We start from the raw sequence: 14,284 nt of genomic DNA, 5'->3' as shown, positions 1-14,284 counted from the left end.
AGCATAAATGAGAAAATCCTACCGTTCATTACCATGTCCTCTCACCTTTTTGCATTTTTTTTAGGTTGGCATTAAATTCCTTTTCATTGCCATTTGTATACCTAACAGCTTTCTTTTGCCATTTGATAGCTTGTTTCAGATTACCTGCCTTGTACAAGAGGTTTGCATAGGTATCAATATTGTTTGCTGAATATTGTTCACTTGGTTCTCCTGGCTTGACTGAATTCGGATTATCAACAATTTTTCTTGATTGCGTAGCACTACGGAGCAGCAGTTTTTTCTTGCTTACATTTTTGAAAATACTATATAACGTATTATTTACGGACCAACTTAGCTGTCTATGGCTGACCATTTTGTTAACCTGTTCATATTTCTCAAGATTAGTTAAATAAGCATCCGCAAATTGATCCCAGTTATTTTTGATTTTGTAGAATCTTATTTTGCTACCATTTATTACCTTTACTGCATCAATATCCTTGTATTTTTTGGAAATACTTTTCTGTAATTTTTTCCAATTTGGCTCAACCGACAAAGGTTGTTTGAGTGAAGTATCAGTATAAATTAGTGGGTTGATTTCCTCATTTATAATCTTTTGCTCATTTGTTATCACTTTTTGTGCAAAAATCATTACCGGAAGTAAAACCAACAGCATTATTAGTTTTAGTGTTCTCATTTCACGCTTCATTTATGTGTTTATCTTTTTTCAAAGAAGTAGCTAAAGCAGGTCAGAAAACCTGCTTCAGCATGCCTCAGTTATTATTAATAATGTGGTACGCCCAATACGGCTAATGCATCAGTGCCCGTTCCGCCTATCATTCCGCGAATGACCAATGTGATATTCCTATGTCTGGATGAAGTTGGACTTACAGCGCCGCCGAGTACATAGGTAAATAGTAAAGCGTCATTAGAATCACGAATTTGAAATCTATCTGTGCCAAATGGCACTGTTATAGGAAGAGGTAGAGTTATAAAATCTGTTACATTCTTGTAACTTATGTTACTAAAAATTTTTACGGTAGGTGCTGATACGAGAGTTACATTGACCGGTCCAGTATTTGACGAAAGGTTAACGATACGCACATTTACCACATCCTGTTTTGGATACGGAGGAATATTGTCCTTTACAAATACTGCTTCTGGAGCGATGTGTGTACCAGTCAGGTAGAGGGAATAAATCCCTCCGCTGACAACATTCGGGCTTTGTTCAAAATATGGCGTATTAGGAGAGCTACTTGCATAAGCTTTTATCTGTGATGAACTACCCGCTAATAGCGTAAATATTTTATAGCTGTTCAGAGCGCAACTATCCATCACATTGTTGTTCAGGCGCACAAATTTTCCTTGGGAAATGGCATTGGTAATGGTTAGCGCGGCGAGTGGTTTGACCGGAATGTCATTGGGACTATTTTTCTTGCATCCAGCCATTCCAGCCACAACTAGGAAGAATAGCAATAATTTTTTGTATTTTCTCATGATTTAAATCTAATTTGAGTGTTAATATCCAGGTGTTTGGGCTACATTCTGGTTAAGGTTCAACTGTGTGGGCATTATTGGATAATACGCCTGATATGGTTGCCACTCGCCTCCATCTTTTAGCGGCATAGCAATTCGCATCACCTCATCTACCTTACCCGTACGCTTCAAATCAAACCAGCGATGTCCGAATTCAGAAAACAATTCTACTCGTCTTTCAGCTAGGATTGCATCTAAAAGTTTTTCCTTCGTATCAGCTGGCGTGTCACTAAGTCCAGCACGGTGACGTACAGCATTCAACATAACCTGTGCTTCCGAAATTTTATTTTGTTTAGCTAGCGCTTCAGAGCAGATCAGATATTGCTCAGCTAAACGCAAGACAGTAGAATATTCTTCAACGGCGGCATTCAAGTTGGCAATCTTGTACTTATATGGATAATAATAGGTGGTTGTTCCGATGACTCTCGTATTAATCCAAGAAGTTCGACGTTTATCTCCACTCTCGAATGCCGAAAGTAATAATGGATTTATACGAAATGGATAATTATCTGGACTTGGTCCACTAGTCGGAATTATAAATGCTCTCGCCTCCTGCGTATTCCATCCAAGGGACACTGGTTGTAATTGCCAGATTGCCTCGAAGCTACCTGCCTTAAAAATTTCGCCAAGGTTAGATAGTCCATATAAGTTCGTATTTCCTATTACAGCTTTAGATTCTCGTTCAGCATCTGCATCACTATTTCCAATGTACAAATATACCCTAGCTAAAAGTGCTTTGGCGGCCCATTTTACAGGTCTAATTCTGGGTGTATCACCATGCGATGTTATGACATCGGCCTCAACATAGGAATTTGAAAGATTGTTTTCTGCCTCTTTTAAATCACGTACAATCTGCTGATAAACAAAATCTTTATTTGTCCTGCCAGCGGTGGAGTTCGTTTCGTAATTACTAGTAGTCAACAAAGGTACATCACCGTACATTTGTATCAAATAGAAATATGAAAATGCCCTTATAAACAGAGCTTCCCCCATTAGTTGTCGCTTTACCGCTGCACTAAGTCTTGAGCTCGGATCCTCTTCTGAGGATTTCTGAGCTTGCAACCCCTCAATAATGCGATTGCTACGGTAAATATATTTACCGTATAAATCGACCCAGAACTGGTGCGCTGAACTGGTACTTGCTATTGCAGAGAGAGTATTTCGGTTATAATTCGTTAAGTGCTGGCCAGTCGAGCCTGCGCCTCGAAAATTAAGTAACTCATCTGAGCTCAGCCCAGGAATTCCAGAAAGCCCCAAGAAGCTAGCCTGAGTGATATTTGAGCTTGACGCTTGCGCATACAATTGGGTCATTGCTGAAATAGCTGTTTCATTGCTAGAAAAAACAGCTTCTGCTGATAACGAAGTTTGAGGTGGAGGTATCTCCAGTAACTTTTTACAGCTGAATTGAGAGGAAATAATTAATACTGATAAAATGGAATATATTTTTTTCATTTCTTTCTATTTATTAAAAACTTGCAGTGAGATTCATAACGATGGTTCTAGTAGGTGGAATAGCCGCTGCTCCTGTAATAGGACTCGGGCCGGAGTACCTAGAAAATGTGTAAATGTTCTGCGCGTTAAGACCTACACTCGCCCGTTTCAAACCTAGTTTGGTCGCCCAACCTGTAGGAACACTCCAAGAAAGCGCTGCGTTATTAAGTCTGATATAGCTAGCATCTTCATAGTTTTGCCTTGTGCCTATAAGCACACCACTGGTGTGCGCAGTCGAATATTTCTGAATCACTGCGATGTCACCTGGAAACTGCCATCGGTCTGCCGAATAGGCAAAATTAGGTTGATTGTAAGCCTCTGAACCAGGGCGACTAACTTCATAAAAATAACGTGGCTGTAAACCTTTGAAAAAATCGAAAGATAGGTTGAGACTGAAGCTTCCAAATATAAAACCAGTTTGTATGCCGCCATAATATGGCAAGGCATTAATGATACGGCTGGTAGCTATTTGCGATTTATTACCGTCCCTATCAACAGGGTTCCCGTTAATATCCTCTAATACTTCCAATCCAGTTAACGGATTAACACCAAGATAATTCCTTACCACTGGAGCACGTAATGGTTCACCAATTTTATAATCGGCTCCGAAACCGATGCGATTTGAGTTAGACAGTGATATCAGTTTGTTTTTTGGGATGGTAAGGTTGCCAGTAAGTGTCCATTGGAAATTCTTGGTTTTAACCGGAATACCCGTCAGTACTAATTCCCATCCAGTATTTTGTACCACAGCATCAAAATTAACCAGTACTGTTCCAGCCGTCCCACTAGTCACAGGCAAAGATAAAAACTCCAAAAGGTTAGAACTCCTGTTCCTATTGTAATTCATAGTAAAGCCCACTCTATCGTTAAGGAAGCTGGATTCAAGACCCACATTTAAAGATTTCTTCTCTTCCCATTGTAATCCTGCATTGAATAGTCCCCCACCCGCGAGTCCAACAATTCCTTGGTAGGGAACACCAACTGGAGCTGAAGTAAACAAGTCCATAAAACTATAATCACCAATTCCATCACTACCAGTTATACCGAAACTTGATCTAATCTTTAAAAAATTAATCCATTTAGCTTTGTCTTTTAGCCACTTCTCCTCTGAAACTATCCACCCGGCGGCAATTGATCCAAAATTACCGAATCGGTTTTCTGGCCCAAAGCGAGTACTACCATCTCTGCTTGCCGAAAGATTAATAAGGTACTTGTCTCTATAGCTGTATTCTACCCTACCTAGGATTGAATTACTCCTATATTCCTGGTAAAATGCTCCAGTTTGGCTGAAACTGGACGCAGCAGCCAAATTTTTTATCTGCGCATCACTATTCTGCCCTTCACCCATAATTCCGGATGTTTCACCTTGTCGACGAATATAAGTGGCTACCAAAATGGCGTTTATTCGATGTGCACCAAATTGGTATCGATATGATATTTTCGGCTCAACGTTAATCGAGTTTGATTGGGTATAACGATATGAGCCACTTCGCTGAACATCAATCTGTTGAGAAGGTGGGTAGGCAGCAAGTAAACTCCCGGAAAACTCTTGTTGTTGGTTTCGATTATAACCTACACTGGTAGATAAGTTCAAACCAGCCAGAATGTTATAGGAAAGGTTAAGGTTGCTGGTCAGATTGTTGGTTTTAACTTCAAACGGATTAGTAAGATACCACGCTAATGGGTTTGTGAAAGTCGCATTCCCACTTTGGTCCAACTCCCAATTTAGAGATCCATCAGCTTTATAGAGACTTGGTGCATTAGGTGTTAGAATTGGAATAAAGCCGCCGCCAGCCAAAGCTGTTCCCAAAGAAGGGAGGTTATTGTGTCCATTTAGATAATTGGCTACTAGTGCCATTTTAAATTTTTGATTGGAGGAAGCTGAATTCAATGAAGTACTCAAGGCAATATTATCATTTCTAAAATCCCTGCCATAGGGGCTTCCTTGACGATTTGCAGTCAAAGCTACCCTATAATTTGAAGTGATTGTTCCTCCAGATACCGAGAGATTGGCATTACTGTAATTCTGCGTTCGAATTAATTCCTTTTGCCAATCGGTATACTTATTCTGATCCCAAGTCCCGTCAAGATCATAAATACCTGGAGTAATTGCCTGGTTGGCATTTGCAAACGCCTCTCGTCTTAACTCCAGATATTGCGTTGTATTCACGAATTCAGTAACCTGAGGCACTTTATCCCAACCGCTTTGAGCGGTGAAATCAACTGTTAATGCGCCTGGCTTACCTTTCTTTGTAGTAATGATAATCGCACCGTTCGCTGCTCTGGATCCGTAAATCGCGGTTGCGTCAGCATCTTTCAAGACCTCGATGCTTTCAATGTCGCTAGGGTTAAGATAGGTCAACGGATTTCCGCTAGATTCTGCCTGCAAAGAAATATTTGTTGGATTACCCCAGACTTGGGAATTTCCAGTACCGGGCATTGTTGATCCAGGGTACGGAACACCGTCAACTACATAAAACGGAGTTGAGGATCCCTTCAAACTACTTAACCCCTGAATGTTTACATCTATTGACGCACCAATGTTTCCGTTGGATTGTTGAATTCTCAATCCCGGCACCCGGCCCTGTAATGCCAATATAGGATTGCTAATCACTTGATTTTCTATGTCTTTTGCTTTTACAGAAGTAATATTTGCAAGGCTTAAACGTCTACTAGTTGTTCCGTAACCTTGTATCTGGACGGCATCCAAATCATTTGTTGCAACGCTCAATCTTATTAACCCCAATTCCCTCGATGCTTTAAGTTCCTTTTGGTTAAATCCAATGTACATCACGACCAAAAATGCTCCGTCTTCAATTCCCTTTAATATAAAGGTTCCGTCAGCAGCAGTTATGATACCCTTTCCGTTGGATTTTAATACAACACTAGCCCCTCCGAGGGGCGCCCCATTCTCATCCACCACCTTTCCCTTTACTTCAATAACATCAATTATATTTGTGATGACAGAGGTTTGCACTTCTTCTTTAGGTTTTACTGTTACCACTTTATCTTCAATCGAATAAGTCAGTGGCTGGTTCCTAAAAATCATTTTTAGGGCTTCACTGAGCTCAACGTTTTTGATGTCGATACTTACAGGAGTGGTCGCTTTCAGGATATCACTATTGAACCAGAAGTCATAGCCGGTTTGCTTGCTGATTTTGATGAATACCTTGGATAGTGGCGTCTGCTTTTCCTTAAGGGAGACTTTCTGTCCGAAGGTAGCGGCAGTCACATGCATGACACTAATGATTAGGAATAAGGTAGTTATCCTCATGATTCTCCATAGTTGTCGGTAATGGTGGTTTGGCCATTGCCTTTGTTTGGTAATTTGTTTGATCATTACATCTAGTTTGCGACAAGACCTAGCGGCAGATGAAGCCGTTCAATATTGTTTTCTGTCACAATATTGCCTAAGTTTGCTTGTCTGGTTTATTTTGTTTGTTTGTTCACTACTAATAAACATGATCCGACATCCGGCCAGTTAGTGTCCCACCACTACTGGCCTTCTTCATTTTTGGACCATGGACTATTTTTTGTTTGAGTTATTTATCTGACCATGATCCTCCTTCCCTGAAATGTTAAGTTGACATCTTTATAAGATTGCACAATCTGCAATACTTTACTGATGTTTCTGTATTTAGAGATGCGTCCTGTAAAGGTCTTTTTTGTAGTTGGGCCTTCGAAGCTGACATCGACATCATACCATCTGGATAACTGTCTCATCACTTCATGGATATCAGCGTCGACAAATTCGAAGTAGCCCTCTTTCCAGGCTATGGCCTGCTCGGGATCTACTTCATGAATACTGATCGAACTGTTCTTAAGCTCTGCTTGTTCGCCGGGACGAATGACTTTTCTTGCTGATCTGGTTGCCACCGCTACGGAGCCTTGAAGTAAAGTAGTTTTGATGCTGCTTTCGTTATCGTAAGCATTGATATTAAAGTGTGTTCCTAATACCTCGACCGTCTGGTCTTTGGTTTTTACCCTAAAAGGTTGCTTGGCGTTATGTGCAACTTCGAAATAGGCTTCGCCACTGATTTCTACTTCTCTTGCAGATCCAGTGAAGGTAGAAGGATAGGTAATGCTGGAGGCCGCATTGAGCCATACCTTGGTACCATCTGCTAATTCAAGCGAATATTCCCCTCCTCTGGGTATATTAATGGTATTAATGGTGGCTTCCGCTTGTGTATTATTTTGATAGGTCACATTCCCATCTGTTTTGGTGATGACCGCCCCTCCCTCAGAAGCTAGCTGCCCATTTTGGGCATTATCTAATATGATTTTTTTACCATCGGCGAGTATCAGTGTAGCTTTATTGCTTCCAGGTTTGAAGTCTTCTTTAAGTACTTTGGTAATTTCAATAGTTTCTGTATCTCTTGTCCAGAAATATCCTCCAACAGTAGCTAATAACAATATGCTAATACTAGCTGCGACCATCCACTTCTTCCAAAGATTGCTGCGAATGCTTGGGGTATATATAGCATTATCTTGTCTTTCTGATACTTCAGTAGTGATCCTGTTCAACATCGCAGATTTTCTTCCCATCTTTTGCATTGGGGTGAGTCCGGCTAGGATGTCCGGATTATTTTCAAAAGACAGGTACCATTGCTCCAGCTCAGAAAGCTCCTGGGGAGTTGCCTGGCCTTGCTCATATTTGTCTAATAAGCGGAGTATATGTTGGCTTTGGTTCATAATACTGCTGATATATATGACAGTACCCTAACTCGGCTGTAGGTGTTACTCTAAGTGATATAAAAATGCAATTATTTTATAAATAACTGATTATCAGATATAAAAAATAATTTTATTTTCCAAAAAGGAGGAAAATGCCGACTACAATCAGCTCAAGCTTATGCTCTCTAAGCTCGCTATGCAATATGCTAGTTGCTTTATTGATGTGGCGTTTAACTGTATTGATGGATATCCCTAACTTATCTGCGATATCTTTTTGGGAAAGTTGTTCAAAGCGGCTGAGCATGAAGACTTCGCGGCATTTCTCTGGCATCTTTTGCGCAACGTTGTAGATCTGCTCTCTAAGTTCCTTGGCTTCTATCAATGCATCTGGAAGATGTGGCTGCAAGGGTTCTATAAACTGCTGGCTATCTACGTATTTTTCACGGATCTTGAGTGAACGGTAGGCTTTAAAAACTTGGTGCTTGAGGGCAGACATTAAGTAGCCTTCGACAGTTTGGCTGAGCTGGATTTCATGTCGACGTATGAAAAAGCTTAGAAAAATATCTTGGACAAGCTCTTCGGCAGTCTCCAGATCGGGAAGGCGTTTTCCGGCAGCGGTAACTAGTTTTTCCCAATAGCGGTTATAGATTTCTGTAAATGCTGCATAGTCGTCCCGCTTGAGCAGGTCGACCAGTTCGAAATCCGATAATGCATTAGAGGTAGCCATGATGCTGATTTTCCCTTCTGTTAGTTTATTTTGGAAGGCTTGTTGTTCTCTTTAAATTTAAGAAAATCATGTGACAATATTAAATATTCCATCTCGGATTCTAAATTAATTTATGGAGATATTTATTTTGACAGAAGCCTAACTGGCTGTGCTCCTATTGTGGTAGTAACCTTTTTACGATTAAAACTGATTTATCGGCTTTTTCTGGCAAGAACTGGAATTTATTAACGCTTGATTTCGGATTAATCAAATCCTTCACTGAAGAACTCTTCAACAGTAATACCAAAAGCCTTGATAATTTTCAAGAGACTTGAATATCTCAAATCTTCTCCTCTTTCATATCTTCCAAACTGGGAACGAGGAATTTCATGAGCATATGCAAAATATTCGTAATTGCTATATCCGGCTTTTATTCTAAGTTGAGGCAAATCTTAAACCTTGAAGGCTTTAACTATAGGATGCTTTATGAATACGTTAACTTTATGACTGATAAAGGTTTGGGGAAGTATGTCAGACCATAGGCTGGCCTGACAATAAACTTCTCCTTGGGACGACTTGAATATCACTATTTCTTACTAGAACGATAGAGTGCTAACTCATCTCTAAATCTTTTAATAATTGCAAGTGCTGGTTCCATCACTTCCAGAAATTTATCTATCGGTTTGAGGATTGGATTGATAAGCTTTTGATTCATCGTATACATTTTCTTTTTGAATGTATTTGGTTTAATGTCTTGCTGGGTACTTGAAGAGCAATTCGCACTTAGCTGTTCATGCAGGTCATCATTCTTATCAACCCTCAGGATATCCATATCGACCAATGATTTGAAGAAATATCCAATCTGCTCTGCATTCCATTTATGAAAATGAAATTTCCATTTGTTTTTGAATGTGTTAAGGGCGGACTCTTCTGCAAAGCTGTCCTGATAATGTAAACGGAATTCCTTTTCTTCTGTTAGCCAGTTTTGCAAACTAGTATTGCAATCCTGGGCGTAGGGATAGAAGGGTTCGATGCTGATTTTGGATAGCTGTGCGATTTTCTTGGAGAGTTTGGCAATCATATAAACTTGTTCTTCTCTTGTATCGAAACTGCCGAGGTATTCTTTGAAGAGCTGTATACAGTAGCCATTGAAGCTGAGCATATTAAAATCCATCTGGATTAATAGCTCTGCTAGCGGCAACTCTGGGATTTTATGCTCTTTGCTTTCAGAGAAGTCCAATTTTCTTAAATACTGTAGATATCGCTTTATCCAACTAAAGTGATACCAGCTTAGCTCATCTGCACTTTCATAAAATTCATTAAGTGGTGCCTCTGCCATGTAGTATGCTTTTTCTGAAAGCTTATGGGATTTCCAGCTATCGCGGATTTGGGCGAATTCGATTTTGTAATGCTTTCCATAAATTTTACGGAGTGCTACCGGAAACCTGGTATCGGCATCGACAAGGGTTTTATAGGTTTGGCGCAGGTTAGTTAAGATTTCTAGGAGCAGCAGCACGTTTTTATTTTCACTATCTTCTTCGAAATAGTTGAATAACGAGTCACACATGATGGTTAGCTCTTGCATACTAAAATCAAAGAATGCTTTTATCTGCGTGCTATTAGTGATGGAGAGCACGTGAAAACTGATTTTCTTTTGAATGGCTATCGCTTCAATCTGAAAATCTTTATCAAAATTTGAATACTCATCTTTAGATGATCGTATCCTGTTGTTACACAACTCTTGGAGCTGGTTAAATACTGTGTTCATTTGAGAGAATGGGTTTTAAATTAGAAATTTATCGAAAGAGTCCATAGGCGGATTTTCAGTTATCTGCCAGCTTACCTTTAAAAATTTAGAGACACTAATTTGGGTAGCGCATTCAAAAAATGAAACAGATTTTAGATTTTATTTTCTATCTGAGGTTTAAGTCTTCACTGGAGGTATTAAAACAGTAATCTTCATTAGCCTGAATGTTACCACTATCCTCTTCGCTATATAAAGATGGGTGAATGATAGGCCGGATATGTTCGCAGTACCCAATCAAATACTGGTTCTCGAATTTTTCATAAAAGCTATTCAGCGCTGCCTCAGTCCCCATCTTTTGAATAAGAATACTATCTGCTGTACATTCAATGATAACTCCACCCTGCTGAAGAATTTCTTGAATAAGTTCTCCTTTTATAATCTCTGGATGGAAAGCATAATATCCTAAACGGATAAAGTCTCCAAAGCTGATGCTTATCTCTGCTACACCGATTATCTTTCGGATACGCTTAGTATATAACTCGGCCTTTTCAGCAGGTATCTCAACCTCTATCGACAAGATTGACATATCGTTTATATCTGTCTGAGACTGGATAAGTGTTGCTATCTCGTATCCCGATTTTTCGAACAATGCTATCGCTCTCTGGCTTATCCTGTAGCTGTTATAGTAAAGGATGGTAAATGTCTTTGTTGTGAGTTTTTGTTTTTTCATATTGTTTGGAAATAAAAAAAGCCTTCTGGAATCCAGAAGGCTTATACACTTAACTAAATAAATAAATATTATCAGCTATCATAATCCCTCCGACGAAGAGTGATAATGACAATGACAAATACAACAATAGCAGATACTGGCAAAAGTACCTTGCAATTGATTAATCTCGATTGATTTGTATTGGTCATGACACTAACTTGGGACTTAATCTCTTGAAATGAAAAAAATAACTTATTTTTTTTCATTTTTCTATTCTCCCTACCAATTTAGGCTAAGGGATTAGAGCCCCCTGAAAATTAAATATTGTTTTTAGGGTAAGTATGCAAATGTATGCTTACCCTTTATCATAAGTAAGCAAAGATTGGGGCAAATTATGATCAAAGCTTTATCTTCCACAATAATATCCTCTAGTTTATTTATAGTTAAAATTATATTACAAAACCTCAAACCAAAATAATGGAACTGAATACAGAAGAAGTGCAAAAAATAAGGGCTGAAACTACCGGATGCTCAAAAATTATTCATTTTAATAATGCTGGTGCTTCCCTTCCGGCAGATGTGGTAAACCGCACTGTTATAGATTATCTTTTGGAAGAAGCTAGTTTTGGTGGCTATGAAACCGAAGCTAAACATGCAGCCTGCTTAAGTGCCGTGTATACCTCGGTTGCGAAGCTATTAAATGCATCTCAAGAAGAGATTGCTTTATTTGAAAATGCAAGCGCGGCATGGGCAACGGCCTTTAATGGAATTGAATTCAGCCCCGGCGATGAAGTACTGATCTCTGAAATGGAATATGTAACCAATTTAATTGGCTTTTCGAGTCTCAAGGAAAAAGGCGTGCTATTAAAAGTTATTCCAAATGATAAAGATGGCAATTTCTCGGTATCAGAGCTGAAAGCTGCGATCAACGAAAAAACCAAACTAATAGCAGTTACCCATATCTCATCTTCTGGTGGGGCTGTAGTGCCAATTGAGGCTATTGGGAATATCGCTGAAGAACATAACATCATGTATCTCGTGGACGCCTGCCAGAGTGCAGGGCAAATGCCGCTGGACGTAAAGAAAATCAAGTGTAATATTTTATCTGCTACGGGTAGAAAATATCTTAGGGCTCCAAGGGGAACAGGTTTTCTATTCGTTAAGAAAGATTCGCTGAATAAAATCAAGCCTTACTTGCTGGATTTCTTAGCTGCAGGGAACGTAAGCATGTCTGGATTTACGCTTAGAGAAGATGCGAGACGGTTTGAGCTATACGAAAAAAGCAGGGCATTGACTCTAGGTCTTGGCAAGGCAGTGGATTATGCGCTGGAAATTGGGCTTGAAAATATCTGGGCTCGGATAAGCACACTCTCAAAGTATTTGAGGGTAGAGTTGATTAAAATTCCTGGTTTAATACTTCACGATAAAGGAGAGGATTTAAGTGGAATTGTGACTTTTTTTATTGCTGGGGAGGATAGTCTTCAGATTAAGTCCTTATTGCTGGAAAAGAACATGAATGTTTCCACCGGTGGCCAGCAGGCTACTCCTTTGTACATGAATAACCAGAACTTAAAAGTGATACTTAGGGCATCTGTTCATTACTATAACACAAAAAAGGAGATTGAAGAATTTTGTATGGCTTTGTCGAGGATTGTGAAGGACATTTGATCAAGGTGTTATAAGAATAAATCTATCGGAGTCTTAACAGACGAATAAGCCCGGCTCGCGTTTTGCAAGCTGGGCTTATTTTATCTTTTTTGCCTTATTGTTATTTGTTGTTGCTGTATTCTAAAGCTAACTTAACTGCAGCATCTGCATTTACGATTCCACCCGTAACGCAAAGGCTGCTAAAATCGATACTTTCCTTTTTATCTCCATGGGCTGGAGACACTTTATGATCGACCTTCGTTGCAGATTTGAGTAGAATATCTTTTACTTCTACCGCTGTAAGCTTTGGAAAATATGAGCGGATTAAAGCTGCTACACCTGCAACTACTGGAGCCGCCATACTTGTGCCATTGAACTTTTCATATTTTGAGCCTGGGGTTGAAGAATAAATCTGTACACCAGGTGCGAAAATATCAACGCTCGTTTTTCCGAAGTTGGAAAAGTTTGCGGTTAAGCTTTCGTCGTCACTTGGTCCGGATGCGCCAACAACAATCCAATTTTGGGCGATATTTCCGTCTTCAAATTTTCTGGTTGGAAAGTTTGGAACCTCGTCAATATTCTCGCCGCTATTCCCTGCAGCTTGGATGAGTAATACATCTTTGGATGCTGCATATTCTACTGCTTCATCGACCGCTGTTTTGTCCCAGCTGTAAGCTTTTCCAAAACTCATATTAATAACTTTGGCGCCGTTGTCAACTGCATAACGAATTCCGTTTGCGATATCTTTATCTCTTTCATCTCCATCAGGCACTGCTCGTATTGCCATTATTTTTACGTTGTCGGCTATACCTTCCAGGCCAAGGTTATTGCCTCTCTTAGCGGCTACGATTCCTGCAACATATGTTCCATGCCCTGCATGCTCGCCTGTTACATTGGCATTTCCGTAACCTTTTTCTCTGCTATTACTGTAATCATCTCCGACGATATTTCTAGGATCGAAGTTTAAGTTGTAATTAAAATCAAGCTGTTCTTTAAAATAATTTAGCGGACCGTTTACTCTTCCTTCTGTGAAGTCTTTGATATTAGTGTTGACTAGGCTTTGGGAAAGGACATCCTTGACCCTTTTCTGTAATGGGCTTTTGGCTTCGAAGCTATTGATGTCGGCTACGTTGATATCTGACTTTCCAATTGCTTTGATAACGGTATCTAAAGTATTTTTGAATGCTAAGGTGCCATTATAATTAGCTTCCAATCTGCCTTTTTCTTTATCAAACTTTACTTGAAGCTCTAGGTTGGTTTTTCCATCTCCCCTTCTGATAAGGCGGGTGATTTCGAGGTTGTCTTTATTGACGTTCCCTGACTTGCCCCCTATGAAACCCCAGCCATGAATATCGTCTATGTAGCCATTTTTATCATCATCTTTTCCGTTACCTTTTTTCTCTTTCTTATTCACCCAAAGCACCTCTTTAAGGTCTTCATGATCTGTATCTACACCGGAATCAAGGATGGCAACTGTTACCGGTTTTGATTTTTTTCCTTTTAACTGCTGATAAGCACCATCAAGGCTGATTCCGAAAATACCATCTTTTTTTAAATCCTTTAACTGCCAGTTTATCTCCTGGGATTTGAGGCTTGACGATGCGGTAAATAAAAGTGTGATGGCTAATATCTTAGCCAGGTAATTTTGATTTTTCATTCTTGTATTTAGTATTCGATAAATTATAATTCAATTTCTATTTCGATAAATAAAGATGATACCCAAAGAGCGGACGCTATTTCTGCTATTCTATCCGTTTTTTGCTTGTAAAAGTTTAAGGAGCATAAAAATTAAAAGGGA

The 14,284-nt window shown here is 39.5% G+C and carries 11 protein-coding genes; 1 reads left to right on the top strand and 10 read right to left on the bottom strand.

The features are described 5' to 3' along the window. Positions 1-28 precede the first annotated feature (28 nt). The 9 genes from R2Q16_RS16110 to R2Q16_RS16070 form a co-directional block, all read right to left on the bottom strand. The gene (locus R2Q16_RS16110; RefSeq protein WP_316738440.1) at positions 29-628 is read right to left on the bottom strand and encodes a hypothetical protein; all 600 of its coding nucleotides are present in this window, start codon (positions 626-628) and stop codon (positions 29-31) included. A 131-nt stretch (positions 629-759) separates the two neighbouring features. Continuing rightward, positions 760-1,473: a hypothetical protein gene (locus R2Q16_RS16105; RefSeq protein ID WP_316738439.1), complete on the bottom strand. Its 714-nt coding sequence runs from the start codon at positions 1,471-1,473 to the stop codon at positions 760-762. Positions 1,474-1,494: 21 nt separating this feature from the next. Next, positions 1,495-2,964 carry a RagB/SusD family nutrient uptake outer membrane protein gene (locus tag R2Q16_RS16100; protein WP_316738438.1) on the bottom strand — a complete coding sequence of 490 codons (1,470 nt, stop codon included), beginning with the start codon at positions 2,962-2,964 and terminating at the stop codon, positions 1,495-1,497. A 13-nt stretch (positions 2,965-2,977) separates the two neighbouring features. Continuing rightward, a complete protein-coding gene (locus R2Q16_RS16095) occupies positions 2,978-6,343 on the bottom strand; it encodes a SusC/RagA family TonB-linked outer membrane protein (protein WP_316738436.1) in 3,366 nt (1,121 codons plus the stop codon). Positions 6,344-6,549: 206 nt separating this feature from the next. Further along, the gene (locus R2Q16_RS16090) at positions 6,550-7,695 is read right to left on the bottom strand and encodes a FecR family protein (RefSeq protein ID WP_316738435.1); all 1,146 of its coding nucleotides are present in this window, start codon (positions 7,693-7,695) and stop codon (positions 6,550-6,552) included. A gap of 112 nt (positions 7,696-7,807) precedes the next feature. After that, positions 7,808-8,404: an RNA polymerase sigma-70 factor gene (locus tag R2Q16_RS16085; protein WP_316738434.1), complete on the bottom strand. Its 597-nt coding sequence runs from the start codon at positions 8,402-8,404 to the stop codon at positions 7,808-7,810. Between the two features lie 242 nt (positions 8,405-8,646). Beyond that, a complete protein-coding gene (locus R2Q16_RS16080; RefSeq protein WP_316738433.1) occupies positions 8,647-8,832 on the bottom strand; it encodes a helix-turn-helix transcriptional regulator in 186 nt (61 codons plus the stop codon). A 137-nt stretch (positions 8,833-8,969) separates the two neighbouring features. Next, on the bottom strand, positions 8,970-10,151 hold the full coding sequence (locus R2Q16_RS16075; protein WP_316738432.1) for a hypothetical protein: 1,182 nt from the start codon (positions 10,149-10,151) through the stop codon (positions 8,970-8,972). A gap of 145 nt (positions 10,152-10,296) precedes the next feature. After that, entirely contained in the window at positions 10,297-10,860 is a 564-nt protein-coding gene (locus R2Q16_RS16070) for a hypothetical protein (protein ID WP_316738431.1), read from the bottom strand. A gap of 456 nt (positions 10,861-11,316) precedes the next feature. On the opposite strand from R2Q16_RS16070, the gene R2Q16_RS16065 reads away from it, so the two are divergent. Then, the gene (locus R2Q16_RS16065; protein WP_316738430.1) at positions 11,317-12,507 is read left to right on the top strand and encodes an aminotransferase class V-fold PLP-dependent enzyme; all 1,191 of its coding nucleotides are present in this window, start codon (positions 11,317-11,319) and stop codon (positions 12,505-12,507) included. 100 nt (positions 12,508-12,607) lie between these two features. Here the strand turns inward: R2Q16_RS16065 and R2Q16_RS16060 are convergent, their stop codons facing one another. Next, complete coding sequence (locus tag R2Q16_RS16060) at positions 12,608-14,143, bottom strand: S8 family serine peptidase (RefSeq protein ID WP_316738429.1); 1,536 nt, start codon at positions 14,141-14,143, stop codon at positions 12,608-12,610. Positions 14,144-14,284: the final 141 nt, after the last annotated feature.

Source organism: Pedobacter aquatilis (genome assembly GCF_032678425.1).
GTDB lineage: Bacteria > Bacteroidota > Bacteroidia > Sphingobacteriales > Sphingobacteriaceae > Pedobacter > Pedobacter aquatilis_B.
Note: the sequence above shows the minus strand (reverse complement) of the source record. Positions and strands in the feature narration are given on the sequence as shown.